The following is a 27,000-nucleotide window of genomic DNA, read 5'->3' as shown; positions in this document are numbered from 1 at the left end:
GTCGAATCAAGCGACGGGACCAGCGTCCAGAACGTCGGCGAAAGTCCGCAGACCGGTGCGCGGCGCCTGCACCAGAACCGCCATGTTGCCCGGCTTGTGCTCGTTGCGAAGCATCTTCAGATGCGCCTGCGGGATCTCGTCCCAGGGGAAGACCTCGGACATGCAGGGATCGATCCGGCGCTGGACCATCAGCCGGTTTGCGGCGGCGGCCTGCTTGAGATGGGCGAAGTGGCTGCCCTGGATGCGCTTCTGGTGCATCCAGACATAGCGGGCATCCATCGTCAGGTTGAAGCCGCTGGTGCCCGCGCAGATCACCACCATGCCGCCGCGCTTGACCACGAAGGTCGAGACCGGGAAGGTCGCCTCGCCGGGATGCTCGAACACCATGTCGACATTGACGCCCTTGCCGGTGATATCCCAGATCGCCTTGCCGAACTTGCGGACTTCGCCGAACCACTCCTTGTATTCGGGCGTGTTGACCTTGGGCAGCTGGCCCCAGCACTTGAAATCCTTGCGGTTGATCACGCCCTTGGCGCCCAGATCCATGACGAAGTCGCGCTTGGACTCCTCCGAGATCACGCCGATCGCATTCGCGCCCGCGGTGTTGATCAGCTGGATCGCGAAGGACCCGAGCCCCCCCGAGGCGCCCCAGACCAGCACGTTCTGGCCGGGTTTCAGTTCATGCGGATGGTGACCGAACAGCATCCGGTAGGCGGTGGCCAGGGTCAGCGTGTAGCAGGCCGACTCCTCCCAGGTCAGGTGCCGCGGCCGTTCCAGCAATTGCTGCGCCTGCACACGGGTGAACTGGGCAAACGACCCGTCCGGGGTCTCGTAGCCCCAGATCCGCTGGCTGGGCGAGAACATCGGATCGCCGCCATTGCATTCCTCGTCGTCGCCGTCGTCCTGATTGCAGTGGATCACGACCTCGTCGCCCACTTTCCAAGTCTTCACCGCCGAGCCGACCGCCCAGACGATGCCCGACGCGTCCGAGCCGGCGATGTGATAGGGCGCCTTGTGGCCGTCGAAGGGCGAGACCGGGATGCCAAGCCCCGCCCAGATGCCGTTGTAGTTGACGCCCGCCGCCATCACCAGGACCAGCACTTCGTGGCTGTCGATGGCGGGCGTATCGACCACCTCGACCTGGAACGACTTGTCGGGCTCGCCATGGCGGTCGCGCCGGATCGCCCAAGCGTACATCTTCGGCGGAACGTAGCCCAGCGGGGGCATTTCGCCGATTTCGTAAAGCTCCTTCTCGGGCGCCTCATAGGGCGCGATCCCGGGATTCTGATCAAGGGCCATGGGTGCCTCCTCAAGAAATGCTGCGCCGCAGAGTCGCGCTATTCCCGAGGAGATACGGTCAGCCGTGAAACATTGCAACCCGATGCGCGCCCATCTTGAAACTTTATGTCCGAGAGGGCTGGGCTCTAGTTATAGGTGAAGGTGCCGATCTCGCAGACATTCACGCGCGGTTCGACCAGTTCGTCGCCATCCTCGAAGACGGCACGGAAGTCGAACAGGCAATAGCCCGACCCGTCATGGAAATTGACCATCACCGACTGGCCCGAATAGAGGATGTCGGGGCCCAGGATGTCTTCTTCCCAGGTGCTGGCGCCCGTGTTCGACCCATAGAATTCGACCAGCGCAAAGCCGGTGTTGTTGACGATCCTGACATTGCGGTCGAGCGCCGCAGCGGGACTCGCGACAAACGCGGCGACGGCCACGGCGAGGAAGGGGGAAACAAGGGTACGAACTGACATTGGCGCCTCCACAAGGATACATGATCGCGCCGCATACCATCGCAGCGTGTGCCACACCGTCGCCGCGATTTTGGACCATTGAAGGGAGAAAACGGGGCAAAAGCCGCGATTGACGTCGATGCCGCGCTGCGGCGAATTGACAGGGACATATTCTTTCGCATATTTGCATTTGCGTCGCAACATTATTGCGGCCAAGGCAGTTCAGTCACCAGCCAAGGGAGGTCCGTATGCCCAACGACACTCAAACCCCGGTCCGCGATCGGCCCTGGCTGTTCCGCACCTATGCCGGCCATTCGACCGCCGAGGCCTCGAATGCGCTTTACCGCGCCAACCTCGCCAAGGGGCAGACCGGGCTTTCGGTCGCCTTCGACCTGCCGACCCAGACCGGCTATGACAGCGATCACGAACTGGCGCGCGGCGAGGTCGGCAAGGTCGGCGTGCCGATCGACCATCTGGGCGACATGCGGACCCTGTTCGACCAGATCCCGCTGGAACAGATGAACACCTCGATGACCATCAACGCGCCCGCGCCCTGGCTGCTGGCGCTTTATATTGCCGTGGCCGAGGAACAGGGCGCCGATGTCTCGAAGCTTCAGGGCACGGTGCAGAACGACCTGATCAAGGAATATCTGAGCCGCGGCACCTATATCTGCCCGCCGAAGCCCAGCCTTCGCATGATCACCGATGTCGCGGCCTATACCCGCGAGCATCTGCCGAAATGGAACCCGATGAACGTCTGTTCCTATCACCTGCAGGAAGCGGGGGCGACGCCGGAACAGGAGCTGTCCTATGCGCTGGCGACCGCGACCGCGGTGCTGGACGATCTGCGCGGGAAGGTGGCGCCCGAGGACTTCCCGGGCATGGTCGGGCGGATCTCGTTCTTCGTGAATGCGGGCATCCGCTTCGTCACCGAGATGTGCAAGATGCGCGCCTTCGTCGAGCTCTGGGACGAGATCTGCCAGGACCGCTACGGCGTCGAGGACCCCAAGCACCGGCGGTTCCGCTACGGGGTGCAGGTCAACAGCCTCGGCCTGACCGAGCAGCAGCCCGAGAACAACGTCTACCGCATCCTGATCGAGATGCTGGCGGTGACGCTGTCGAAATCCGCCCGCGCCCGCGCCGTGCAACTTCCGGCCTGGAACGAGGCGCTGGGTCTGCCGCGCCCCTTCGACCAGCAATGGTCGATCCGGATGCAGCAGATCCTGGCCTACGAGACCGACCTTCTGGAATACGAGGACCTGTTCGAGGGCAACCCGGCGGTCACCGCGAAAGTGGAGGAGCTGAAGCGGAACGCCCGGGCCGAACTGGCACAGATCGACGCGATGGGCGGCGCGGTGGCCGCGATCGAGCACATGAAATCGCGGCTCGTCGAAAGCAATTCCGACCGCATCGGCCGGGTCGAGACCGGCGCCACGGTGGTGGTCGGCGTGAACCGCTGGGTCGATGGGGAGCCCTCACCGCTGACCTCGGGCGAGGACGCGATCATGGTGGTCGATCCCAGCGTCGAGGCCGACCAGATCGCCCGGCTGACCGCCTGGCGCGAGAACCGCGACAACGCGGCTGTCGAAGCCGCTCTGGCCGCGCTGCGCGAGGCGGCGGCGACGGGGGCGAACATCATGCCGCCCTCGATCGCGGCGGCCAGGGCCGGGGCCACGACCGGCGAATGGGGCGATGTGATGCGCGCGGTCTTCGGCCAGTACCGGGGGCCGACGGGCGTGTCGAAAAGCCCCTCGAACCGGACCGAGGGGCTGGACGAGATTCGGGCCGAGGTCGATGCGCTGGCCGGACGGCTCGGGCGGCGACCGAAGTTTCTGGTCGGCAAGCCCGGGCTCGACGGCCATTCGAACGGCGCCGAGCAGATCGCCGCCCGCGCCCGCGATTGCGGCATGGATATCTCCTATGAGGGGATTCGGCTTACCCCATCGGAAATCGTGGCTGCGGCCAAGGCCGAGGGGGTCGACATCGTCGGACTCTCGATCCTGTCGGGCAGCCACATGCCCCTGATGGAAAGCCTGATGCGGCTGATGAAGGAGCACGAGCTGACCCATATCCCGGTCGTGGTGGGCGGCATCATCCCCGACGAAGATGCCCGGCGGCTGCGGGCGATGGGCGTGGCCAAGGTCTATACGCCCAAGGATTTCGAACTGAACCGGATCATGTTCGACGTGGTCGGCCTGATCTCGCCCGAACGGGTGGCGGCGGAATAGCCAGCGGCTATAACGGGGTTCTCAGCGGTTGAGGAGACCCCCATGAGCCTTCATATCGGCGCGAAGCCCGGCGAGATCGCCGAGACCGTCCTGCTGCCCGGCGACCCGCTGCGCGCGGAATGGGCGGCCAAGACATTTCTGGACGACCCGGTCTGCATCAACCGGGTGCGCGGCATGCTGGGCTTTACCGGGTTCTGGCGCGGCCACCGGGTCACGATCCATGGCAGCGGCATGGGCATGCCCTCGCTGTCGATCTATGCCAACGAGCTGATCCGCGAGCATGGCGCAAGGACGCTGATCCGGATCGGATCGGCCGGCGCGATGCAGGAGCATGTCGCGCTGCGCGACATCGTGCTGGCGATGACGAGTTCCACGCTGTCGACGCCCTCGCGCGGCACCTTCCGCGAGCTGAATTTCGCGCCTTGCGCCGATTTCGGGCTGCTGGCGGCGGCGCATCGGGCGGCGCAGGCCAAGGGCGCCCGGACCCATGTCGGCGGCATCTATTCGGCCGATGTCTTCTATGACGAACGTCCCGACCTGAACGCCGAGTTGACCCGGCACGGCGTTCTCGCAGTCGAGATGGAAGCGGCCGAGCTTTACATTCTGGCCGCCCGGCACCGGGCGCGGGCGCTGGCGGTGTTGACGGTGTCGGACCATCTGCTGACCGGGGCGGCGCTTTCGCCCGAGGAACGCCAGACAGGGTTCGCCGAGATGGTCGAGATCGCGCTGGAGGCCGCGTTTTCCTGACCCCGGGACGGGGCAACCGACGGGCGTTGCGGCTTGGGTATTTAGGCCAAGAAGAAGATCAGAGCCCGTGCGAGCGGTCGTAGGGCGCGGGCGTGGGCGGGGTCCAGCCGTCGAGCGCGCCTGGGGCCGGAGCGAAGATCTCGACGCCCAGCGGATGGCAGCGCGCTTGGTCCGTCGAATTGCCGCTGCAATCGCCCCAGGGGCAGGCGCTGAGCGCGCAAAGCAGGTCGATCTCGGCGAAGAGATCAAGGTGGTCGCCCGGCCGGACAGGGCTTGCCTTGGTGAAATAGCGGTGGGTGTCGCGGGTGAAGCCCGTGCACATGAAGACGTTCAGAACGTCATGGACAAGCGGCTCGGCCTTCGCCGAATCGAGGCCGGTTTCGGCGGCAAGCGCCCGGATCAGGTTCGAATGGCAGCAGCGGTGGAAGGGCGCGCCGCCGAGGCGGCCATTGGTATAGGGATCGCAGCGTGTGCCGATCACGTCATGGACGCCCGCACCGTCGGCATCGAAGCCGTACCAGCCCAGACTGTCGGCGATGACGGTGGCCATCGGGCGCAGATGCGGGAAGCTCGACCAGAGCCGGTCGCCGGTGCCGACATGCGTGCCATGCAGCGCGCGGGTCTTGCCGGAATAGAACCGCTCGGACAGGTCATGGGCGTTCCAGAGGTTCAGATCGCCGACCTGCGGCCCCTCGATGCAGGAAATCCGCAGCACATGGCCCGCCGGAACGCGGAAGGCGCGGGCGTCGCGGGCAGGGATCTCGAGTTGTGCGACCCCGGTCATGCCGGCACGGAGCCGGTCATAAAGTGCCATCGGCGGCGCGGGCAGGCTTTCGGGCGGATAGCAGACGACCGGGGCGGCGGCCCGGCGGTCGGCGGCATCGGCGGGTTCGGTCGGCATCAGGGGCTCCTTATTCAACCGGGCGGCCGAGAAGCGCGATGACAAGCCCCAGCACGGCAAGGGCCGCAAAGCCCGCGGCGCGGCCGCCCTGCCCCGCCCGGCGCGCGGCCAGCGTCGCGATTACGGCTTCCAGCGCGTAATAAAGCGCGAAAGCCCGCGAGGCATAGGAGATGATCGCAAAGACATCCGCCGTCCAGGTCAGTCCGATGCCCGCCGCAACCAGAACCGCATAGGCCGCGCGGTTGCCGACAAGCCCTTTCGAGCGTTCCGCGACCAGCCCGCCCGCGCCGGTCGTGTCGGCGACCGAGGCGCTGAACTGGGCGGCCAGCGCCGCCACCGTCAGCACCAGCGGCAGAAGCGGCGAGACCGTCGCGGTCAGGCCGATGATGGCGGTATCGTCGAGCGCGCCCGTGCCCGGTGCAAAGCACAGAACCAGGAGCGTGACATAGACGAGATAGATCGCGGTCGAGACATATTGCGCGCCCCGCATGGATCGGATCCTGAGATCGGCGTCATATTCGGCGCCAAGATAGCGCGAGGTCTCGAAGCCCTGCACTGTCACGATCAGGCCGAAGAACAGCGTCAGCGCGGCCCATGGGCTCACGCTGGCGGGCGTGAGCACCGGGCCGGTGGTGGCGGCCGTCTCGCCGAAGAAGAGCCCGAGCCCGACCAGAAGCCCGCAGATTGCCGCAAGGTTCAGGCTGACCGCGTATTTCTCGAGCCCTTCCAGCGCCTCGAACCCTCGGGTCACGCCAACCCCGAGGATCAGCAGGAAGACCGCGGTGGTCACGATCCGGGCGTTGAGGGGCGCGTCGAAGGGCGTCAGGCGGACCGCGAAGGCGCCCAGAAGGTTCAGGTAATAGGCAACCGAGATGACGTAGGAAAACGCCAGCGTCCAGCCCGCCGCGGTTTCCGCGAGGGCGCCGAGGCGGCCGGGCGGGTTGCCATGGGCCCCGGCCGCGATGCTGTAGCGGATCGCGCCGCCGAAGCCCAGGGCGATCAGCGCCAAGGCCGCCATCGCCGCGGGCGACCAGATCCCGAGGCTCTGGTTCAGGATCGGTCCCAGCACCAGGAAGCCCGAGCCGATGATCGAGGCAAGCGGCGTCACCATCGCCCGCCAGAACCGCCAGCGCCGCATCGGCGGCGACAGGACCAGAAGCAGGCCTGCCGCCGCCGTGCCGAGGATCAGGATATCGCGCAGCACCGGGCGCGCGTCAGACCGTCCGCTCGACCATCATCTTCTTGATCGAGGCGATGGCCTTGGCCGGGTTCAGCCCCTTAGGGCAGGTCTTGGTGCAGTTCATGATGGTGTGGCAGCGATAAAGCTTGAACGGATCTTCCAGCGAATCCAGACGCTCGCCCGTAGCCTCGTCGCGGCTGTCGATGATCCAGCGATAGGCGTGCAGCAAGGCTGCCGGCCCCAGATACTTGTCGCCATTCCACCAGTAGGACGGGCAGGAGGTCGAGCAGCTGGCGCACATGATGCATTCGTAAAGCCCGTCGAGCTTCTTGCGGTCCTCGATGGACTGGCGCCATTCCTTGGCGGGCGTGTTCGACTTGGTTTCGAGCCAGGGCATGACGCTTGCATGCTGGGCATAGAAATGGGTGAGGTCGGGCACGAGGTCCTTGACCACCGGCATGTGCGGCAGCGGGTAGATCTTCACGTCGCCCGCGATTTCGTCCATGCCGCGGGTACAGGCCAGCGTGTTGACACCGTCAATATTCATCGCGCAGGACCCGCAGATGCCCTCGCGGCAGGACCGGCGGAAGGTCAGGGTCGGGTCGATCTCGTTCTTGATCTTGATCAGCGCGTCGAGAACCATCGGGCCGCAGGTGTCGAGATCGACGAAATAGGTGTCGACCCGCGGGTTCTCGCCGGTATCCGGGTCCCAGCGATAGATGCGGAAGGTGCGGATATTGGTGGCACCTTGCGGCTTCGGCCAGGTCTTGCCGGTCTTCACGACCGAATTCTTGGGAAGCGTGAGTTCAACCATGGGTTCAACCTTTCTTGGCTAGACGCACAGGCGTTCGGTCTGGGGACCGCCGCGCCGGGCAACGGGCGCAGGGCGGCCAACAAGGGGCATGGGGACCCGAGCCTTGGCCCCCGAACGCCGGATCGTGTCGGGCCGTACCGTCGGCGTAAGGCTCGGCCCGACCATCCCCCGGCTCAGTAGACGCGCGCCTTGGGCGCGATCTTCTTCAGGTCGATGCCGCCATCCTCGGTCCGGGTCAGCGGGTCCAGATGCACCGGCCGGTAGGTCAGATCGACCGACGCGCCGTCAACGCGCGACAGCGAGTGCTTGCGCCAGTTGGCATCGTCGCGATCGGGATAGTCCTCGTGGGCATGGGCGCCACGGCTTTCCTTGCGCGCCTCGGCCGCGACCACGGTGGCCAGCGCATTCGGCATCAGGTTGGTCAGCTCCAGCGTTTCCATCAGGTCCGAGTTCCAGATCATCGAGCGATCCGACACCTTGATGTCATCGAGCTTGCCCGCGACCGCGGTCATCTTCTCGACACCGTCGGCCAGCGACTTGTCGGTCCGGAAGACGGCCGCGTCGGCCTGCATCGTCTTCTGCATTTCCAGCCGCAGCTCGGCCGTCGTGACCGTGCCCTTCGCGTGGCGCAGCCCGTCCATCCGGCCCAGCGCCTTGTCGATCGAGGCCTTAGACGGCAGCGGCACCGCGGTCGAGGGATCGACGATCTGCCCCGCGCGGATCGCGGCCGCCCGGCCGAAGACCACGAGATCGATCAGCGAGTTCGACCCGAGCCGGTTCGCGCCATGGACAGAGGCGCAGCCCGCCTCGCCCACCGCCATCAGGCCCGGCGCCACGCGGTCGGGATCGCCCTCGACCGGGTTCAGCACCTCGCCCCAGTAGTTCGTGGGAATGCCGCCCATGTTGTAATGCACCGTCGGCAGAACCGGGATCGGCTCCTTGGTGACATCGACACCGGCGAAGATCTTGGCGCTTTCGGAGATGCCCGGCAGGCGCTCGGCAAGCGTCTCGGGCGGCAGGTGGCTGAGGTTCAGGTGGATATGATCCTTGTTCGCGCCCACACCCCGGCCCTCGCGGATCTCGATGGTCATGCAGCGCGACACGACATCACGCGAGGCCAGATCCTTGTAGGTCGGCGCGTAGCGTTCCATGAACCGCTCGCCTTCCGAGTTGGTCAGATAGCCGCCCTCGCCGCGCGCCCCCTCGGTGATGAGGCAGCCCGAACCGTAGATGCCGGTCGGGTGGAACTGCACGAACTCCATGTCCTGCAGCGGCAGACCGGCCCGCGCGACCATGCCGCCGCCATCGCCGGTGCAGGTATGCGCCGAGGTGGCCGAGAAATAGGCGCGCCCGTAGCCGCCGGTCGCCAACACCACCATCTTGGCGGCAAAGACATGCAGCGTGCCGTCATCGAGCTTCCAGGCCAGCACGCCCTGGCACTGCCCGTCCTCGGACATCAGAAGGTCGATGGCGAAGTATTCGATGAAGAACTCCGCCTTTTCCTTGAGGCTCTGGCCGTAAAGCGTGTGCAGGATCGCATGGCCGGTGCGGTCGGCCGCGGCACAGGTGCGCTGCACCGGCGGGCCTTCGCCGAATTCGGTGGTATGGCCGCCGAAGGGGCGCTGGTAGATCTTGCCCGCCTCGGTGCGCGAGAAGGGCACGCCGTAATGTTCCAGCTCGTAGACCGCCTTGGGCGCCTCGCGGACGAGATACTCCATCGCGTCGGTATCGCCCAGCCAGTCCGACCCCTTGACGGTGTCGTACATGTGCCATTGCCAGTTGTCGGGCCCCATGTTGCCCAGGCTTGCGGCGATGCCGCCCTGGGCTGCCACCGTATGCGACCGGGTCGGGAAGACCTTGGTCACGCAGGCGGTGCGGAGGCCCTGTTCGGCCATGCCCAGCGTGGCGCGCAGACCGGCGCCGCCGGCCCCAACAACCACCACGTCGTAGTCATGCGTCTCGTATTCGTAAGCGGCCATGAACCCTGCTCTCCGTTAGCTTCAGATCGCGATCCGGACGATCGCGTAAAGGCCCGCCGCCATCACCAGGTAGCTCAGGCAGATCACGGTCCACAGCATGACCTTGCGGGTCATGCCGCCCCAGTAGTCCTCGATCATCATCTGCGCGCCGCGGCGGAAATGCAGCATGCCGGCCGCGATGGTCAGACCCACGATCACCGCGGGGAACGGCTGCGACAGGGTGGCGACGACCTCTTCATAGGGCGCGCCCAGAGAGGTCCCGACGATGAAGACGAAGAACGGGATCAGAAGGGTCAGACCGACGCCGCTGACATTCATGTACCAGTGGTGTTCGGTGCCTGCCTTCGACGCGCCGAGCCCTTCGGCACGCTTTCGGTCGGTGAGATAGCGCATGTCGCGGGCCTCCTTCAGAAGATCCACAGGGTCAGGATGGTCAGGACGGTCAGCACGCCGGACCCGAAGATCACGATCCAGCCGAGCTTTTCGGCGGTTTCGAGTTCAAGCCCGTAGCCGTTGTCCCAGATGACGTGACGGATCCCGGCCAGCGTGTGATACCAGAGCGCCCAGAGCGAGCCGAACATCACCAGATTGCCCAGCCACGAGGTCAGCACCCAGTCCGCGCGGGCGAAGGCTTCGGGCCCGGTGCCGGCAGCGATCAGCCACCACACGATCAGCACCGCGCCGAGAATGAGCGCATTGCCGGTCACGCGGGTAAAGATCGACGTCACCGACGTGATCTGCGGACGGTAGATCTGAAGATGGGGGGAAAGCGGGCGGTTTCCCCGTTCGATGTCAGCCATGGGGTCCCTCTCGTGCTGGGGGTCTGCTGTGGGGCGATGTGATACCGTTTTTTGAGGCGGAGTCACGGTGTGAACGCCGAATTGCGCATGTTTTTCCGCTGCGACCGCGAAAAAATGATGTTTGTGATCACGGCTTGAGGGGTCGTGATCACGCTTTCAGATCGGTTCCTTGTGATCCGACAGGCGACGCCACCGAAAGCGGTACCCGACGCTTGGCACCTGCCGCACCAGCAGCAACCGGCAGATGTCGCCCCCGCTTTCGTAGCCGAGGAACTTGCCGCCCCCCAGCCGGTAGGCCTTTCCGTCGAAGACCAGGACGACATGCCCTGCCCCGTCGCTCTGGACCGCCGCTCTGGACCGTCAGCGGGATGGTCCGGCCGTCGCTGGCCTCGACCTCCCAGGTCTGAAGCGCGGGCAGGTCGAAGACGCCGAAACTCACATGGGCGATCACGGCGGTCGCGTCGTCCAGCGGCCGGGCCGCCACGGCCGCCACCCGCGTCGCCTCGGTCACGATGGCCGCCCGCGCCGCGGGGTCGGTCGTGTCGCCGACGATCCGGTCCATGCATTCGGCGATCCGGGTCAGCTGGGCCACGGCCTCTGCGGCGGTCCGGGGCACCGGGTCGTGCAGGACGTCGAAGCCCCCAAGCCCCAGAAGACCCATGCTCGCGGCACCGCCAACGAAGGTTCCGATCAATGCAAGCCTGTTCAACATCCGCGCAAAGCAAAACGAGGGCCAGAAGACCCTCGCAGCCTAGCACGAACCGGCGGTCTTCCCTAGACCGGCATCAGTGCCCAGTAATCGAGATCCAGCAGCACCTCGGGCCGGTACTTGCCATCCTCTCCGCGCAGCGCGCCCGGCACCCCGCCCGCCTTGACCGCCACCAGCCGCAACCGGATCGCGCCGACGCCCGGTGCCGACGTCTCGGCTTTGTCCAGCACCTCGGACCAGGCACGGACGGTATCGCCCGCGAAACAGGGGTTGGCGTGGGCCCCGCCGTTCAGCCCGACGATCATCTGCGCATTGGCCAGCCCGTTGAAGGACAGCGCACGCGCCAGGCTGATGACATGACCGCCATAGATCAGCCGCCTGCCATCCTCGCGGAACGTGGCGTCGAAATGCACCTTGGCGGTGTTCTGCCAGAGCCGGGTGGCCTGCATGTGTTCGGCCTCCTCGACGGTCACCCCGTCGACATGGTCGATGACCTCGCCGATCTCGTAATCGGCCAGCCGGTGCGGCTCGCCCGCCAGGGTGAAATCATAGCCGGTGAAATCGAGCCCCTCGGGCAGCACCAGATCGCTTGCCGCGACAACCTCGGCCAGGTCGGGCACGACGGTTTCGGGCGCCGGGGCGTCCGTGTCGCGCTTGCGCACCATCACCCAGCGCACATAGTCGAGCACCAGTTCGTCGCGCTGGTTCAGCCCCCGGGTCCTGACCCAGACCACGCCCGACTTGCCGTTCGAGTTCTGTTTGAGCCCGATCACCTCGGATTGCGACCGAAGCGTATCGCCCGCTCGCACGGGACGGTGCCAGCGCCCCTCGGCATAGCCCAGATTGGCCACCGCGTTCAGCGAGATATCGGGCACCGTCTTGCCAAAGACCGTATGAAACGCGATCAGATCGTCCAGCGGGGCCACGCCCAGACCGCAGGCGGCCGCGAAGGCATCCGAGGAATAAAGCGCATGCCGCGCCGGATACAGCGCGTGATACAGCGCGCGCTCGCCCCCCGACAGGGTGCGCGGCACGGCATGGGCGATCACTTGCCCCACCGCGTAATCCTCGAAGAAACGACCCGGATTGGTCTTGGCCATGGCTCAGAGCTCTCCCAGTTTCAGGTCGGGGGCGTAATCGCCCTCGACATCCTTCACCACCGCCTGGGCACAGCGCATCTTGCCGGTCGCGGGGTCGTGGGCATAGGCGGGCGAGCCGTAAAGCGCCCAGCCCTGCGCCAGAGCCGCTGTCACCTTGTGGCAAAAGGCCGAGGTATCCTCCTCGGTCAGCAGGCGGTAGGCTTGCATCACGACGCCATCGGCAGCGGCATCACGCCTGCCCAGATGTGCAGAAGGATGATGACGATATAAAGCGCGACCGCGATCCCCGCGAGCCGCAGGTCGCCTTTCAGCGTGCCGCCGGTATAGCGGGTGACACCCTTCTCGGTCTTGTTGATCAGCACGATCTCGGCCACCGCCCAGGCACCCAGACCGCCGAACAGGATGATCGAGGCAAGGTCCCAGTTGACCAGCAGATGCGCCACCGCCCAGGTGATGAAGCCATAGAGCATCGGATGGCGGAACCATTGCCGCGCGTGGCTTTTCGAACTGCCGACCCCGAAGAGCGCGACCGCACCCAGCATCAGCGTGTTGTTGACGTGGATCAGCCAGGACGGCCCGGCAAAGCGCTGCGGCAGCCCGGCGGACTGGTAGCCGATCACCATCAGCACGACCGAAACGACCAGCGGCACCGCGAACAGCGCCTTCGACGCCACGCCCAGCTTGTCGTCCAGCATCGCGCGGACGCCCGGGAAGAGCCGCTTGAAGAGATGCGCAAAGCTCCAGAGAGCCACGCCGAGAATAAGAAGAAACATCAGACCGCCTCCAGTTCTGCAATCGCGGCCGCCTTGGCCAGCGTCTCTCTGGCCGTAACGATATGCAGATTCTCGACAATGCGGCCATCCACCACGGCAACGCCCTGCCCGGCGCGCTCGGCCTCTTCGAAGGCGGCGATCTGGCGGCGGGCCAGGTCGATCTCGGACTCGGTGGGGGCGAAGGCGGCATTGGCGATGGCGACCTGCGCCGGGTGGATCAGGGTCTTGCCGTCGAAGCCCAGATCGCGGCCCTGATCGCATTCGGCCTGCAGCCCGGCCTCGTCCTTGAAGGCGTTGTAGACCCCGTCGACCGCGACGATGCCATGGGCGCGCGCGGCCAGCAGGCAGTGCGTCAGGCTGCCCATCAGCGCCAGCCGGTCGGGCCGGAACCGGCAGCCCAGCTCCTTGGCCAGATCGTTGGTGCCCATCACAAAGCCCTCGAGCCGCGGATGCGCGGCCAGCGCGGCGGCATTCAGGATGCCCTTGGGCGTCTCCATCATCGCCCAAAGCGGCACATCCGGGATCGCGGCGGCCAGATCGTCCAGCTGGGCCGTGGTCTCGACCTTGGGCAGCAGCACCGCATCGGCCCCGGCCCCCGCAATGGCGGCCACATCGTCCCGGCCCCAGGGCGTGTCGAAGCCATTCACTCGCACGATCTTGAACCGGCCGCCATAGCCGCCCGCCGTCAGCGTCTCGGCCAGCAGGGTCCGCGCCGCGGGTTTTTCCTCGACTGCGACGGCATCCTCGAGATCGAAGATGATCGCGTCGACCGGCAGGCCCCGCGCCTTCTCAAGCGCGCGGTCCTTGGAACCGGGAATATACAGCACCGAACGGAAGGGGCGGGCGCGCGGGTCCATTGATTCTCCTCCGGAGTCATTTTGTTGCGCAAACCAACACGCGAGAGTCAGAATGCGCAACCCCTTTTGCGCCGCACCGCAGAAAATGCAACGCGCGCCCCGCTAGGGCGGTCTTGGCGAAGCTCACGCAATCCTGTGCGCAAGCGAGTGTTTCCGTCCCAGCCCCAGCCCCAGCTTCCGCGAAAGGAGCCCGCCATGCGCGCCCCCCTGCCCCTTTGCCGTCCCCTGTCCGACCGCCCCGCACTTGCACTGGCGGCGGCACTGGTCGTCTGGCCCGTGCTTGCACTGCCCGTCCCGGCCGGGGCGCAAACCCAGGTTCAGTCCCAGGCCCAGCGCCAATGCGGCCCGCGCGAGGGCATCCTGTCCCAGCTGCGCGACCGCTATGGCGAGTCGCGTCAGGCGATAGGCCTGGCCGCCAACAATGCAGTGGTCGAGGTCTTCGCCAATACCCAGACCGGGACCTGGACCGTCACCGGCACCTTTGCCAACGGCCTGACCTGCCTGATCGCCAGCGGCGGGTCCTTCGAGGCGCTGGACGAGCCCTCGGGCCAGGGGCTTTAGATGCGGCGCCTCAGGTCAGTCCGTCCCACAGAAGCTTCGCCCCGGTCAGCGTCAGCGCGACATAGGTGATGCCGAAGAACCAGCGCTCCGGCACCAGCCGGTGCGCCCGGACCCCCAGCCAGACGCCCAGGATCGCGACCGGCGCCAGCAGCAGCACCGCGAGCCACGTATCGGCGGTGAAGATACCTAGAAAGGCGTAGGGCCCGAACTTCAGCAGGTTGATCGCCCAGAAGACCAGCACCGTGGTCGCCTGGAACGTGGTCTTGTCCAGCCGTTGCGACAGCAGGTAGACGGCGACCGGCGGCCCTCCGGCATGGCTGACGAAGCTGGTGAACCCGGCCACGGCACCTGAAATCGCCCCGGCAGGCCGCCCGAAGGGCTTTTCCCGCGCGGGGATCAGCTTCATCTTGACCGCCAGCTGGAACCCCACGAAGCCCAGCGCCACCAGCCCGATCAGCACCCGGAAGACATCCGGGTCGGTCAGGTGGAAGACCGCCGCCGCCAGCGCGATGCCCGGCACCGCGCCCAGGATCAGCACCCGCGCCGCCCCCCCGTCCCAGCGCCGCCAGTAGGGCCTCAGCGCGGTCACATCCATCAGCATCAAAAGCGGCAGCGTCACCCCCAGCGCCACCGCCGGGCCCAGAATCACGACCATCACCGCCGAACCGGCGAAAGCCACCCCGCCGCCGAAGCCGCCTTTCGAGAGGCCCGCGAACAGGATCGCCGGGATCGTCACGGCAAAGAAGAACGGATCGAACTCGATCACGGCAGGGACCTCCGGGCTTCGGAACAGGCAGGAACGGGTCTTGCCCGCCCTTCTTGCCCGCCGGTCTAGCCCATCGGCGCGCCCGGCGGAACCGTCTGGACAGGTCTGCTGCATTGCGGCAGCCTTGCGCCGAAGGCGCCAAAGGACTAGGCATCGCGCCGGAACCAACCAATCGGGGAACATTCAGACATGGCCAGACCCAAGATCGCTCTCATCGGCGCGGGGCAGATCGGCGGCACGCTCGCCCATCTCGCCGCGATCAAGGAACTGGGCGACGTCGTTCTTTTCGACATCGCCGATGGGGTGCCCCAGGGCAAGGCGCTCGACATCGCCGAATCCGGTCCCTCCGAAGGCTTCGATGCGGCGCTGAAGGGCACGACCGATTACGCCGACATCGCGGGCGCCGATGTCTGCATCGTGACCGCCGGCGTGCCGCGCAAGCCGGGCATGAGCCGCGACGACCTTCTGGGCATCAACCTCAAGGTCATGAAATCGGTCGGCGAAGGCATCCGTGACAACGCCCCGAACGCCTTCGTGATCTGCATCACCAACCCGCTCGACGCGATGGTCTGGGCGCTGCAGCAGTATTCGGGCCTTCCGGCCGAGAAGGTCGTCGGCATGGCCGGCGTTCTCGACAGCGCCCGTTTCCGCCACTTCCTCAGCCTCGAGTTCAATGTCTCGATGAAGGACGTGACCGCCTTCGTGCTGGGCGGCCATGGCGACACCATGGTGCCGCTGACCCGCTACTCGACCGTCGGCGGCGTCCCGCTGCCCGATCTGGTGCAGATGGGCTGGACCACCCAGGACAAGCTCGACGCGATCGTGCAGCGCACCCGTGACGGCGGCGCCGAAATCGTCGGCCTCCTGAAGACCGGGTCGGCCTATTACGCCCCCGCCACCTCGGCGATCGAGATGGCCGAGGCCTATCTGAAGGACCAGAAGCGCCTGCTGCCCTGCGCGGCCTGGGTCGACGGCGCCCTCGGGCTCAAGGGCCTTTACGTGGGCGTGCCGACCGTGATCGGTGCCGGCGGCATCGAACGCGTGGTCGACATCAAGCTCGACAAGCCCGAGCAGGAGATGTTCGATAAGTCGGTCGACGCCGTGCGCGGCCTGGTCGAGGCCTGCAAGGCCATCGATGACAGCCTCGCCTGAGCCTCTCGCCGCCGACTGGCGCACCGAGATCGACTACGCCGCAGATGACTGCGGCGTAGTTCTTTCTGCGTCGGGCGATGTCTATATCCGGCTTGCCGAACAGGCGGCGGCCTCGGTCCGGGCCACCAATCCCGGCCTGAGGGTCGATCTTTTCTGCGACGGCGAGGCCACGCCCGGCGTCTTCGACGAGGTGCATGTGCTCTCGCGGTCGTTCTTCCGGCCGAAATTCGAGGCAGCACTCAGGTCGCGGTTCCAGCGGACGCTGCTGATCGACGTCGACCTCGTGCTGACCGCCGATGTCAGCGACATGTTCTGGGTGCTGAACAAGTACGATCTGGCCGCCTGCCAGGTGCAGAACCGCAACCAGCGCTTTGCCAACCGGTTCTGGCGGCGCAGCTTTCCCAATGCTTTCCCGCAGATGAACGGCGGCGTCATCGCCTTCCGCCGCAACGAGAAGACCACGCGTTTCTTCGAGGACTGGCAATATCTGGTGGCCGAGGTCCGCAAGGGCGGCGCCGATCAGCCGGTGCTGCGCGAACTGCTGTGGGAAAGCGATCTGACGGTGCATGTGCTGCCCGAGGAATACAACCTCCGCAAGCACGAGCGGCTTTACACCAGCAACTGGACGGTCCCGGCGCCGCGTATCCTGCACAGCCAGCGCTTCGTGCGCAACGCCAAGGCGGGAAAGGATATTTCTCCGCGCGGCGTCTACGGCTGGCCGTTCATGGCGCTGCTGCGCAACCAGATCCGCGGCGACAAGCAGCTGACCTCGGACGGCGAGCGCGCCGAAACCCGCCTTGGCGCGGGCCTCCGCCGGCGTCTCTTCGGCGGGGCATCCCGTACGTCCTCCTGACCGGATCCGGCTCGCCGATCCGCGCACAGACCCTGTGAGCGGCTGCCGGATTACGGCGGCCGCCCCAGCCCCCATATCCCCGCCACAAATCCGCCGGAACACCTTCCTGCCGGCCTTTCCGGACCCACGAGCCAAGGGACAGCTCGGCGCAGGCCGCCCGCCCATGAGCCCCGGGATCCGTGCCCCGTTTGGCCGCTGTCCCCGAAGACCTGTAGCCGCCCGCACCGGTTCCTGACGCGCCCGGCCCCCTGCCATCGGTCCCGCGCCCCGTCGTCCGTTCCCAGACCATCCGTACAGAAAGGAGCCCCCGGATGCCGATCCTGATCCACGACAACATGAGCCGCGGCCGCACCCGGACGGGCTGGCTCGACGCCTTTCACAGCTTTTCCTTCGGCGGGTTCCGCGACCCGGCCCGGATGGGCTTCGGTCGGCTCCGCGTGGTGAACGAGGACCGGATCGTCCCCGGCGCGGGCTTCCCCCCCCATGACCATGCCGATATCGACATCCTGACGCTGGTGCTGTCGGGCCGGGTCCGCCATGCCGACAGCCTTGGCAACAGCTTCGAGATCGGACCGGGCGAGCTTCAGCTGATGCGCGCTGGCCGGGGCGTCACGCATTCCGAATCGAACCCCTCGCCCGACGATCCGGTCCATCTGCTGCAGATCTGGCTGATCCCCGACCGCACCGGCGGCACGCCTTCGTACCGGCGCATCGCATTGCCCGCGGCCGGGACCGAACCGGTGCTGCTGGCGGCGGGCCGCGATGGCGGGGCGCCGCTTGAGCTTGGGTCCGACAGCCGGGTGCTGTACGCCCGGCCGACGGCGGGGACCGGGACCCAAATCGCGGTCGAGCCGGGCCGCAAGGTCTTCGTGCAGCTGGTCGAAGGGCTCGCCGCCATCGACGGCGAAAGGCTCGTGGCCGGCGACGGGCTGCAACTTGAGGACACGCCGCCGCCGCTGACATGGCGGACCGACGGCGCGCTCCTGATCTTCGACATGGCCCCCTGAAAGGGGCAGGTCCGGGCGGCGCCTCGCTGGACGGCCCGAGATTCCACGGAATTTCGGAAACCTCGTCTTAAGTGTCGCAAGCTAAGACGGTCGCCGACAGCACCGCGGCAGAAACGCCGCGAGCGCCTCGCACCGCGAAGGACCGGAAATGACCTCGAACGCCGAAGCCGCGCAAGACGCCCCAGATTTCGCCACCGCCCTGTCCCAGGCTCTTGGCGCACAGATCCTCAACGATGCCTACGTGCTGAGCTTCGACATGGAGACGCGGTGCCTGGTCGCGGCCAGCGACGCCACGGTGTTCCTGCTGGAGCTGTCCGAGGACGCGCTTGAGGTGAACGATTTCGCCAGCCTCGTCGCCATCCCCGGTCAGACCTCGGACGATCTCTGGGACCGCGCCGTCGCCGGGACCGATCCGGTCTGGTCCGGCCGCTTCATCGGCAGCCGTTCGGGAAGCGCACATGCGATGCAGATGCGCAGCGTCGTCGTGGTCTGCGCCGATGGCAGCCTCCGGCTCTCGGTCATCGGTCATCCCACGCCCGAGGCGGCGGCGGACCCGGCCGGGCGCTGGTCGCCGCTCGAGGCCGCGGTCGGCCTCATTGCCTTCGATGCCGGCGGCACCGTGATCGAGGTCAACGACCGCGCCGCGGCGATTCTGGGCCAGACCGGCGCGGCGCTGGCCGGGCGGCCGCATCGCGACCTCTGGCCCGACGCCGCAACGGGCGCCCCCGGCTATGACGGCTTCTGGGCCCAGCTGCGCCAGGGCCAGATCGTCGAGGGGCGGTATCCGCATCGCACCGGAGCCGGCGGCACCGTCTGGCTGCGCTCGGCCTATGTGCCGGTCCGCGCTGCCGACGGGTCGATCGACCGGGTGCTGCAATGCCTGCTGGACGTCGATGCCGATGCCCGGACCGCCCGAGCCGAACGCGAAATCGCGACGCTGTGCGAAACCGGTCTCGCCACCGCGCGCTACGATGCCGAGGGACATCTGAAACAGGCTTCGGCCCCGATGTGCACGCTGCTGGGCCAGGAGGCCGAAGACCTTGTCGGCAAGCCTATGCGCCGTCTGGTCTCGAACGGCTTCTCACGCGGCAAGCCCTTTGCCGAAGCCTGGGCCGCGCTCGGCCGGGGCGAGCGCGTGGCGCTCGACATCCCGCGCCCCGTTCGCGGCCAGGACACGGTCTGGACGCGGTCGCAGCTGCTGCCCCTGACCGATTCCGAGGGCGGATTCGACGGAGCCTTCGAGATCGCAGTCGACATCACCCATGAAAAGCAGGATCTCGACCGGCTCGGCGCCCGTCAGGCTGCCCTCGACAGCCGCGTCGCCATCGCCGAATTTCGGTCCGACGGCAGGCTGATCGACGCCAGCAGCGGGTTCTGCAAGCTGCTGGGGATTGCGGCCTCCGATCTCGAATCGCGCAGCCACAAAAGCTTTGTGCCGTCCGACTGTGCCGACTCGCGCCGCCATGACGAATTCTGGGACCGTATCGTTCGCGGCGAGCCGGTTTCCGGCACCTTCCGGCGGCACGGTTCCGATGGACGCACGGTCTGGCTGTCATCCTGCTACTTGCCGCTGACCGACGCCGACGACGGCGAGGTGCAATCGGTGCTCTTCATCGGCCATGACGTGACCGACGCCCGCCAGGCCGAAGCAGAGGCCGAGGGAAAACTGCACGCGCTCGACCGCGCGATGATGGTCGTCGAATACGACCTGACCGGCCGCATCCTTGCCGCCAACGGCACCTTGCTCGACACGTTGGGCCACCGGATCGAGGATATCCGCGGCCGTGGCCTTGGCCTTTTCCTCGACCAGGACCGCGTGAAGGACGGCGCGGACAGCCGGTTCTGGGAGGATCTGCGCGAACGCGACGGGTTCACGGGCGAGGTTCTCTGGGTCGATGCCGACGGGCGCGAGGTCTGGCTGCAGACCGTTTTCCATACCGTGGCCGACCCCGACGGGCGCCCCGGGAGAGTGATCCAGATCGCCGTCGACATCACCGCGGCGAAACGCCGGATGCTTGATCTCGAGGGCAGATGGCAGGCTGCCCTGAACCACCAGGCGGTGGTCGAATTCGATCCCGAGGGCAAGATCCTTCAGGCCAACGAAGGATTCCTGCGGCTCGTCGGTCATTCGCTGCGCGAGGTGGCGGGCCAGTCGCACAGCTCGTTCTGCACAGGCGACTATATCCGTTCGCCCGCCTATACAGATTTCTGGATGGCGCTGCGCAAGGGCGAGCCGCAATCGGGCCGCTATCACCATATCGCGCGCTTCGACCGCGACCTCTTCCTGCTGGCCAATTACACACCGCTGAAGAACTGCCGGGGCGAGGTCGAGCGGATAGTCATGTGCGGCTACGACATCTCGGCCCAGGTCGCGCTGGAAACCGCGACCGCCGCCCAGGCCCGCGCCTTCGCCGACGAGATCGAAAGCCTGCGCAAGGTCAACGACACCCTGCGCGGCGATGCCGACCTGCTGACTCGCACCAACGAAAGGCTGCAGGACAGTGCCCAGAACGGCGACCGTCTGCTGGACAGCGCCCTGACCGAGATGCGCACCGCCCGCGAGGCCGCCGACAAGGTCACCGGCATCGTCGATCTGGTGGGCGACATCGCGGTCCAGACGAACCTGCTGGCCTTCAACGCAGCCATCGAGGCGGCGCGGGCCGGCGAACATGGGGCGGGGTTCTCGATCGTGGCCGACGAGGTGCGCAAGCTCGCCGAACGCAATGGCGAAGCTGCGCGCGAGATTTCCCGGCATATCGAACGCGCCAATGAAAGTATCCTGCGCTCGGCCGCCGGTACCGAACAGACGCTGGAACGGATCCGCGCCATCGGCAGCATGGCCGAAGAGGCCATCGGCGGGCTGACGCAGATGGTGGCTCATGCGGGGGCGGGCGAATCCGCCGCCGCCTCCCTGTCGCGCCTGGCCGGAGACCTCGGCCGGGCCACCGCAGAATGACCGAGCCCGCGCCCGTCACTGACAGCGCTCCCGACCGCGAGGCGACCTATGCGCTGATGGAGGTGGGCGGCGGGGTGATCGGCATCGACATCGCGCATCTGTCCGAGGTCTATCCGATCGACGCGCTTTCGCCGCTTCTGGTGGCGCATCCGGCGCTGATGGGCGCGATCCGCCTGCGCGGCCACATCATTCCGCTGGTCGATCCGCGGGCGGTCTCGGGGATCGGCCCGGTCGGCGGCCAGCCCGGTATTGCCGCGATCCTCACCCAAGGCGACCGCGTCGTCGCGCTGGCGGTGAACGCGATTACGGGCCTCGCACGGCTCCGCGGCGGCGACGTGCAGCGGCTAGCCTCGGGCGATGCCAACGCGCCCTTCTTCGTGGGCGGCTTCTTTCACGGCGGCAAGCTGGTGAATGTGGTCGACCCGGCGGCGATCTTTTCTTTGGCTGGCCTGCCCACCGCGACCCGGTTCCGCCGCGACGAACGCGACCGCGACGCGACCGGCGAAGGGCGTGCCTATCTGACCTTCCGGGCTGGGGGCGCCACCTTCGCCGCCCCGGCGGTCGAGGTGCATCGCACGCTTCCGCGCCAGGAGGTCGAACGCAACGCGCTGACCGGCGGCGACTGCCTCGGATCGGTCACCGTGAATGGCCTGCGCATCCCGGTGCTCGACGCCCCCGGCATTCTCGGGCTCGGCGCCGCGCGCGAACGGCCCAATCCGGAAATCGTCGTTTTCGGCTTCTCGGGCGACCGCCTGATCGGTCTCGCGGTCGATGTCATCAGCAATATCGCGACCTTCCGGCAGAAAGACCTGCAGGCCGCGCCTGCGCTTCTGGGCAGCGGCGCGGGCAGCGTCGCCGCCGTCGCCGTCGCCTCCGACGGGGCCCAGACCTACGTGGTCAGGGTCGAGCGTCTGCGCGAGATGAAAGGGCTGCAGGCCATTGCCGAGATGTCGGCGCCGGTGGCGCCGCAGGCCGTCCGGACAGCCTCGTCCGCCGCCGGCCCGGCCGCCGGCACGGAGCCCTCGGACCAGTCCGCCCCGCCCGAGGGCGAGGCAGAGACCGCGACCGTGGACGCAACCGGGATCGCGGCCGAAATCCTTCCGGAAACCGACGCGCCCCCCTCCCCCGACGCGCTGGTCCGGGACCGGCGCCGCTATCTGATCTTCCAGGCCGGAACCGCCCATGCCGCCCCGATCGAGTCGGTCGCGCGCATCATCGAGCCGCCCGCCGCGATCACGCCGATCGCCCATCCGTTCCCCGGGGTCCTCGGGTTCTTTTCGGTCGACGGGGCGACGACGACCCTGGTTTGCCTGTCGCGCTTTCTGGGCGCGGGCGCGCCGCGCAAGGGACAGCACCAAAGGGTGTTGCTGGTCGGATCGGGCGACCGCCGGATCGGCTTTCTGGTCCCCTCTGTCGAGGGGATCGAGGCCGCGACCTGGCGCGCGCTCAACACCGCCGCGGCGCCGTTCCGCGAACAGATGGTCAGCCTCGGCCGGGGCACCGATCTGCGGGTCCTGCCCTGCCTCGACATCTGCCGGCTGGCCGCCGACATCGCCGAGAGGTTCCACGACCACAACGTCTATGCCTGACCCGCACGCTCCCGGTGGGGTCGATCAGACCGGCCCGCGCGTCTCGATCCGGCTGCCGGCGGGGTCCTTGCGCACATAGAACCCGTTCGGGATCGCCTCCTGCACCAGCGGCACATGCGATATCAGCCCGACCGCGCGGGTGCGCCCGACCAGCGCGCCCAGCGCCTGCAGCACCCGGTCGAGCGTTCCGGCACCGTTCTCGGTATCGAGGCTGCCGAAGCCCTCGTCGATGAAGATCGTGTCGAGCCGAACCTTTCCGTTGGCGCTTTCCACCACGTCGGCCAACCCCAGCGCCAGAGCCAGCGCCGCGATGAAGGTTTCGCCCCCCGACAACGTGGCGGTCGGCCGTGCCTTGCCGGTGAACAGGTCGAAGACCTGCAGCCCCAGCCCGCGCCGCCCGCGCCCGCCGCCCTCGGTCTCGCGTTCCAGCCGGTAGCGCCCGGCGCTCATCGGCACCAACCGCCGGTTGGCCGCCGCCAGGACCCGGTCGAACATCGCGCCGATGGCGTAGGTCTCGAGGTCGAGCCCCTGCGGATTGCGCCCGTCAAACAGCGCGGCCAGCGACCGAAGCGGCCCCGAGGCGGTCTCTTCGGCCTCGAGCCGCCGCAGCGTGTCGGCCAGATCGTCCCGCAGCGCGGCAAGATGATCGCGGGCATGCCCTGCCCCGGACCGTTGCTCGGTCGCCGCCGACAGCCGCGCCTCGGCGGCCTCCAGTGCCGCGCGCAACGCCTCCAGATCCGGCCGGTCCCGGCCCGCGATCGCCTCGGCCGTGGCGCGGGCCCGTTCCTCGGCGACGGCCAGCGCGCGACCGTGGGCCTCGACCGCCGCGCGGTCTTCTTCGAGCCGGGCAATGGCGGGTTTCAGGTCCGCCAGATCCGCCGTCGACAACCCGCTTTCGGCCAGCCGCCCGGCAAAGGCCTGCCGCGCGGCCTCGTGCCGGGCGCGCGCCTCGGCCATCGCGCGCACCGCCGCCTCATGCGCGGCCCGCGCCGCCAACACCGCCTCGCGGCTGTCGGCTGCCGCCTGAACCGCCGAGGCGCGGGCCGCCTCGCGCGCCGCCAATGCCGCCTTCCGCGACCCAAGTGCCGCGGTCAGCGCCGGCTCGCTGCGCAGCGCCTGGGGGACCGGCGCCAGCATCGCCTCGATCCGCGCGGACTCGCGCAGCGCCACCGCCTCGCGCTCGGCGATGGCGTCGCGGCACCGGTCGCGCGCGGTTTCGGCCGCCGCCACCGCTGCATCGAGCCGCGCCAGCAGGCCCTCGGCCACGGCGATTTCGGTCTCGGCCCCAAGCGCGGCAAGCCCTTCATGCGTCGCCCTGATCCGGTCTTTCAGGGTGGCCGCATCGGTCCGGGGCCGGTCGAGCCCCGCCAGCCGGTCCTGCCGGTCGGCCAGCACGCCGCGTTCCGAGGCCAGCGCGCGCTCGGCCTCGCGCAGCACCCGGTCGGCCTCGTCCCAGGCGGCGCGCATGGCCTTCAGCACCGCCTCGGGTCCGGACGGATCGCCTGCCCCGGCAGCGGCGGGCGCCGGATGGTCGGTCGCGCCGCAAACCGGACAGGGCGCGCCGGGCCGCAGACCGGCGGCTAGCCGCATCGCCTGCGCCTGCGCCAGCCGGTGCTCGGCCCCGGTCAGGTCGTCGCGCGCGGCCCGGGCCCGGCGCGCCGCCGCCTCCTGCGCCGCCGCCAGCCGGGCTACGGTCTCGGTCGACTCGGCCACGTCGCGAAGCGCCGTCTCGAGCGCGCGGGCGGCCTTCATCTCGGCCTCGAGCGCCTGCAGCCGGGCCGACAGCAGCTCGCGATTGGCCGATGACTGCCGCGCCGCCTGCACCGCCTCGGCCGCCTTGCCGCGTTGCGCCATGCGCTGGGTCAGGGCGCCTTGCGCCGCGACAAGCTCGCCCTGCGCCGCCTCGGCCAGTGCACGCGCCTCCTGCGCTCGTCGTTGCAGGCCGGCCGCCGCGGACAGCGTCTCGGCATGGCGGGCCAGCGTTTCCACCTCGCGGCGGAGCGTCTCGGTCTCGGGCGCCCGGGCGGCTTCGGCCTCGGCCCGGACGGCGGCGCGCTTCGCGGCGGCTTCGGCGGTCTCGAGCCGCGCTTCGGCGGCGTCCCCCCGCGCGGTCGCCGACTGCGTGTCGCGCGCGGCCTCGGCCACCCGTGCCTCGATATCGACCAGCAGCCGCGCGCGGTCGGCGCGGCGGACCTGCTCGGCCAGGGCGGCCATCGCGGGCGCCGCCTCGCGGGCGTCGGCAAGGGCACGTTCGGCCGCTGCGGCAGCCTGAAAATGCGCCTCGGCCTGCTCGGCCGCGGCAAGCCCCGCGCGCGCCGCCGCCGCCTCGCCCAAAGCGGCCGCCTCGGCCGTCCGGGTTGCCGCAAGCCGCGCCTCGGCCTCGGCCAGACCCGCCTCCAGCGCCTCCATCCCGTCGAAGCCCTCGGCCGCGAGCCGCCCGTCGCAGACCGCGCGCGCCTCGCGAAGGGTGCGTTCCAGCATCTCGGCCTCGGCCTTCATCGCCTGCGCCAGCCGCCGGTACAGCGACACGTCGAACAGCTCGCGCAGGATCTCCAGCCGGTCGCGGGTGCGCGCGGCAAGGAAGGTCTCGAACCGGCCCTGGGGCAGCAGCACGATCTGGCGGAACTGCCCGGGCCCATAGCCCAGAAGCCCGGTCACCGCCGCCGCGACGGCGCCCACCTTCTTTTCGGCCAGCACCTTGCCGCGACCCGCAGGCCCGATCCGGTCGAGCGCGAGGCCGCTGGCGTCGAAAAGATAAGCCTCGTGCGGGTCGCGGGTGTCGCCGCTGCCGCGGGCCTTGGGGCGGGCCTGGTCGGGGCGGCGCAAGAGCACATAGCGTTTCTCGCCAAGATCGAAGACGAATTCGACCTCGGTCGGCATGTCGGGATCGGCATGATCGGCCCTCAGCGAGGGCGCGTCCTGTTCGGCCCGCGCCGCCTCGCCGAACAGCGCGAAGGTCATCGCGCTGAAGATCGTCGACTTGCCCGACCCGGTCTGGCCGTAGATCCCGAACAGCCCCGCCTCCACGGCGGCACGGAAATCGACCACCTCGCGGCCGGGAAACGGACCGAAGGCCTGCAGGGTCAGGCGAACCGGTCTCATGCCTCCTCCTCGCGGCCGCGAAGCCCGTCAAGCGTCGCGAGGATAGCCGCCAGTTCGGCCGCGTCCGGCCCCTCGCCGCGCAGCTGGGTCAGGAAATCGCCGATCACCGCCAGCGGATCGTCAAGCCCGCGCGGCGCCCCGCCCAGCGCCTTGACCTCGGGCGCCTGCATCTCGCGGGCGTAGGCCAGATCGCAGGCATTCGGAAAGACCGCGCGCAGCCGCCGCATCGCGTCGATCACCGGGGCGTCGTCGGTCAGGACCACGCGCAGGAAATCGGTCGACGGCGGCAGTTTCAGAAGATCGGCGTGGCGCCCCTCGATCACCCGCACGCCGCGGATCGGCCGGAACGGGATCGGCGCGATGCGGACCTCTCCGGCGCCGTCGATCTCGACCAGGCTCATGGATTTCTCTTCGCCCGCCTCGTCGAACCCGAAGGCCAGCGGCGCCCCGGCATAGCGGACCTCGGGGCGGCCCGCCGATTGCGGGCGGTGAAGATGGCCCAGCGCGACGTATTGGGCACCGTCGAAAAGCTCGGCCCCGACCGTCTCGACCCCGCCGATCCGTGCCAGCGGCCGTTCGGCCTCACTGACAGAGGCCCCCGCGACCGTGCCATGGGCTGCGATGACCCAGCGCGCGCCCTCGGGCAGCGCGGCCCGGGCGGCGGCGATCTGGGCGCGCATCACATCCTCGGGCGAAGCGAGGCTTTCGTCGCCGAAGGCCTCGCGCGCGGCATATTCCCAGGCGAAAGGCAGCGCCGAGATCGCGACCGGGCCATGCGCATCCTCAAGGATCAGCGGCGGTTCCTCGGCCGCGACCGTGCCCCGGATCAGCGCCCGCGCGGTGTCGGTCATCACCGACATGGCCTCGATCCGGTCGCCGGAATCGTGATTTCCCGCGATCATCACCACCGCCGCGCCGGTTTCGGCCCGGACCCGGGCGAGGAAGGCGTTGAATTGGCGCACGGCGCTGGCGGGCGGGGCCGCGCGGTCGAAGACGTCGCCCGCGATCACCAGCGCGTCGACCGCGTGCTCGGCCACCGCTGCCGCGATCTGGTCCAGCACGGCAGCATGGTCGGGCTCCAGCGAGATGCCGTTGAACTGGCGGCCAAGATGAAGGTCGGCGGTATGGAGAAGTCGCATGCCGGAAATCCGTTCCGCCAATCGGGACCGAAGTCTAGAAGCAGGGGCGAA

The 27,000-nt window shown here is 68.3% G+C and carries 24 protein-coding genes; 8 read left to right on the top strand and 16 right to left on the bottom strand.

The features are described 5' to 3' along the window. Positions 1 to 6: 6 nt before the first annotated feature. Together ccrA and BYZ73_RS11210 are read right to left on the bottom strand one after the other, a co-directional pair. Positions 7 to 1,299: a crotonyl-CoA carboxylase/reductase gene (gene ccrA, locus BYZ73_RS11215; RefSeq protein ID WP_108027234.1), complete on the bottom strand. Its 1,293-nt coding sequence runs from the start codon at positions 1,297 to 1,299 to the stop codon at positions 7 to 9. A gap of 125 nt (positions 1,300 to 1,424) precedes the next feature. Continuing rightward, on the bottom strand, positions 1,425 to 1,757 hold the full coding sequence (locus tag BYZ73_RS11210) for a hypothetical protein (protein ID WP_112316014.1): 333 nt from the start codon (positions 1,755 to 1,757) through the stop codon (positions 1,425 to 1,427). A gap of 227 nt (positions 1,758 to 1,984) precedes the next feature. On the opposite strand from BYZ73_RS11210, the gene BYZ73_RS11205 reads away from it, so the two are divergent. Together BYZ73_RS11205 and deoD are read left to right on the top strand one after the other, a co-directional pair. After that, a complete protein-coding gene (locus tag BYZ73_RS11205) occupies positions 1,985 to 3,964 on the top strand; it encodes a protein meaA (protein WP_112316013.1) in 1,980 nt (659 codons plus the stop codon). 42 nt (positions 3,965 to 4,006) lie between these two features. Next, positions 4,007 to 4,711, top strand: coding sequence for a purine-nucleoside phosphorylase (gene deoD / locus BYZ73_RS11200; protein WP_112316012.1), 705 nt, complete (start codon positions 4,007 to 4,009; stop codon positions 4,709 to 4,711). Between the two features lie 58 nt (positions 4,712 to 4,769). Here the strand turns inward: deoD and BYZ73_RS11195 are convergent, their stop codons facing one another. From BYZ73_RS11195 to BYZ73_RS11145, 11 genes are all read right to left on the bottom strand, one after another. Then, on the bottom strand, positions 4,770 to 5,612 hold the full coding sequence (locus tag BYZ73_RS11195; protein WP_112316011.1) for an urea carboxylase-associated family protein: 843 nt from the start codon (positions 5,610 to 5,612) through the stop codon (positions 4,770 to 4,772). Between the two features lie 10 nt (positions 5,613 to 5,622). Further along, positions 5,623 to 6,816, bottom strand: coding sequence for a hypothetical protein (locus BYZ73_RS11190; protein ID WP_112316010.1), 1,194 nt, complete (start codon positions 6,814 to 6,816; stop codon positions 5,623 to 5,625). A gap of 10 nt (positions 6,817 to 6,826) precedes the next feature. Further along, positions 6,827 to 7,606 carry a succinate dehydrogenase iron-sulfur subunit gene (locus BYZ73_RS11185; RefSeq protein ID WP_112316009.1) on the bottom strand — a complete coding sequence of 260 codons (780 nt, stop codon included), beginning with the start codon at positions 7,604 to 7,606 and terminating at the stop codon, positions 6,827 to 6,829. A gap of 173 nt (positions 7,607 to 7,779) precedes the next feature. Beyond that, positions 7,780 to 9,585: a succinate dehydrogenase flavoprotein subunit gene (sdhA, locus tag BYZ73_RS11180; protein WP_108027240.1), complete on the bottom strand. Its 1,806-nt coding sequence runs from the start codon at positions 9,583 to 9,585 to the stop codon at positions 7,780 to 7,782. Positions 9,586 to 9,606: 21 nt separating this feature from the next. After that, the gene (gene sdhD, locus BYZ73_RS11175; protein ID WP_108027241.1) at positions 9,607 to 9,978 is read right to left on the bottom strand and encodes a succinate dehydrogenase, hydrophobic membrane anchor protein; all 372 of its coding nucleotides are present in this window, start codon (positions 9,976 to 9,978) and stop codon (positions 9,607 to 9,609) included. 14 nt (positions 9,979 to 9,992) lie between these two features. Beyond that, positions 9,993 to 10,385 (bottom strand): succinate dehydrogenase, cytochrome b556 subunit, encoded by a 393-nt coding sequence (gene sdhC / locus BYZ73_RS11170; protein WP_112316008.1) that lies wholly within the window; start codon positions 10,383 to 10,385, stop codon positions 9,993 to 9,995. A gap of 148 nt (positions 10,386 to 10,533) precedes the next feature. Beyond that, complete coding sequence (locus BYZ73_RS11165) at positions 10,534 to 11,079, bottom strand: hypothetical protein (protein ID WP_146746288.1); 546 nt, start codon at positions 11,077 to 11,079, stop codon at positions 10,534 to 10,536. 80 nt (positions 11,080 to 11,159) lie between these two features. Next, positions 11,160 to 12,194: a MaoC family dehydratase gene (locus BYZ73_RS11160; protein WP_112316006.1), complete on the bottom strand. Its 1,035-nt coding sequence runs from the start codon at positions 12,192 to 12,194 to the stop codon at positions 11,160 to 11,162. 3 nt (positions 12,195 to 12,197) lie between these two features. Then, the gene (locus BYZ73_RS11155) at positions 12,198 to 12,401 is read right to left on the bottom strand and encodes a DUF1737 domain-containing protein (protein WP_108027244.1); all 204 of its coding nucleotides are present in this window, start codon (positions 12,399 to 12,401) and stop codon (positions 12,198 to 12,200) included. Beyond that, the gene (locus tag BYZ73_RS11150) at positions 12,401 to 12,967 is read right to left on the bottom strand and encodes an NnrU family protein (RefSeq protein WP_112316005.1); all 567 of its coding nucleotides are present in this window, start codon (positions 12,965 to 12,967) and stop codon (positions 12,401 to 12,403) included. Before BYZ73_RS11150 ends, BYZ73_RS11155 begins: the two co-directional genes overlap by 1 nt. Beyond that, complete coding sequence (locus BYZ73_RS11145; RefSeq protein WP_112316004.1) at positions 12,967 to 13,824, bottom strand: HpcH/HpaI aldolase/citrate lyase family protein; 858 nt, start codon at positions 13,822 to 13,824, stop codon at positions 12,967 to 12,969. Before BYZ73_RS11145 ends, BYZ73_RS11150 begins: the two co-directional genes overlap by 1 nt. A gap of 195 nt (positions 13,825 to 14,019) precedes the next feature. Between BYZ73_RS11145 and BYZ73_RS11140 the strand changes: the two genes are divergently transcribed. After that, positions 14,020 to 14,385 (top strand): hypothetical protein, encoded by a 366-nt coding sequence (locus BYZ73_RS11140; RefSeq protein ID WP_108027247.1) that lies wholly within the window; start codon positions 14,020 to 14,022, stop codon positions 14,383 to 14,385. A gap of 10 nt (positions 14,386 to 14,395) precedes the next feature. On the opposite strand, the gene BYZ73_RS11135 is transcribed toward BYZ73_RS11140, so the two are convergent. Beyond that, positions 14,396 to 15,151 (bottom strand): sulfite exporter TauE/SafE family protein, encoded by a 756-nt coding sequence (locus BYZ73_RS11135; RefSeq protein WP_425451077.1) that lies wholly within the window; start codon positions 15,149 to 15,151, stop codon positions 14,396 to 14,398. A 189-nt stretch (positions 15,152 to 15,340) separates the two neighbouring features. On the opposite strand from BYZ73_RS11135, the gene mdh reads away from it, so the two are divergent. From mdh to BYZ73_RS11110, 5 genes are all read left to right on the top strand, one after another. After that, positions 15,341 to 16,303, top strand: coding sequence for a malate dehydrogenase (gene mdh / locus BYZ73_RS11130; RefSeq protein ID WP_108027249.1), 963 nt, complete (start codon positions 15,341 to 15,343; stop codon positions 16,301 to 16,303). Continuing rightward, on the top strand, positions 16,287 to 17,156 hold the full coding sequence (locus BYZ73_RS11125; RefSeq protein ID WP_112316002.1) for a putative nucleotide-diphospho-sugar transferase: 870 nt from the start codon (positions 16,287 to 16,289) through the stop codon (positions 17,154 to 17,156). Before mdh ends, BYZ73_RS11125 begins: the two co-directional genes overlap by 17 nt. 311 nt (positions 17,157 to 17,467) lie before the next feature. Further along, on the top strand, positions 17,468 to 18,163 hold the full coding sequence (locus tag BYZ73_RS11120; protein ID WP_112316001.1) for a pirin family protein: 696 nt from the start codon (positions 17,468 to 17,470) through the stop codon (positions 18,161 to 18,163). A 148-nt stretch (positions 18,164 to 18,311) separates the two neighbouring features. Beyond that, positions 18,312 to 21,119, top strand: coding sequence for a methyl-accepting chemotaxis protein (locus tag BYZ73_RS11115; protein WP_112316000.1), 2,808 nt, complete (start codon positions 18,312 to 18,314; stop codon positions 21,117 to 21,119). Further along, the gene (locus tag BYZ73_RS11110; RefSeq protein WP_112315999.1) at positions 21,116 to 22,708 is read left to right on the top strand and encodes a chemotaxis protein CheW; all 1,593 of its coding nucleotides are present in this window, start codon (positions 21,116 to 21,118) and stop codon (positions 22,706 to 22,708) included. Before BYZ73_RS11115 ends, BYZ73_RS11110 begins: the two co-directional genes overlap by 4 nt. A gap of 24 nt (positions 22,709 to 22,732) precedes the next feature. Here BYZ73_RS11110 and BYZ73_RS11105 read toward each other — a convergent pair whose 3' ends face one another. Together BYZ73_RS11105 and BYZ73_RS11100 are read right to left on the bottom strand one after the other, a co-directional pair. After that, the gene (locus tag BYZ73_RS11105; protein WP_112315998.1) at positions 22,733 to 25,810 is read right to left on the bottom strand and encodes an AAA family ATPase; all 3,078 of its coding nucleotides are present in this window, start codon (positions 25,808 to 25,810) and stop codon (positions 22,733 to 22,735) included. After that, positions 25,807 to 26,949 carry an exonuclease SbcCD subunit D gene (locus BYZ73_RS11100; RefSeq protein WP_112315997.1) on the bottom strand — a complete coding sequence of 381 codons (1,143 nt, stop codon included), beginning with the start codon at positions 26,947 to 26,949 and terminating at the stop codon, positions 25,807 to 25,809. The genes BYZ73_RS11105 and BYZ73_RS11100 overlap by 4 nt, the downstream gene beginning before the upstream one ends. Between the last annotated feature and the right edge of the window lie 51 nt (positions 26,950 to 27,000).

The sequence above is a fragment of the Rhodovulum viride genome (assembly GCF_003265965.1).
In the GTDB taxonomy this organism is placed as follows: Bacteria; Pseudomonadota; Alphaproteobacteria; order Rhodobacterales; family Rhodobacteraceae; genus Rhodovulum; species Rhodovulum kholense.
The sequence above is the reverse complement of the archived record's forward strand: the minus strand, read 5'-3'. Positions and strand labels throughout refer to the sequence as shown.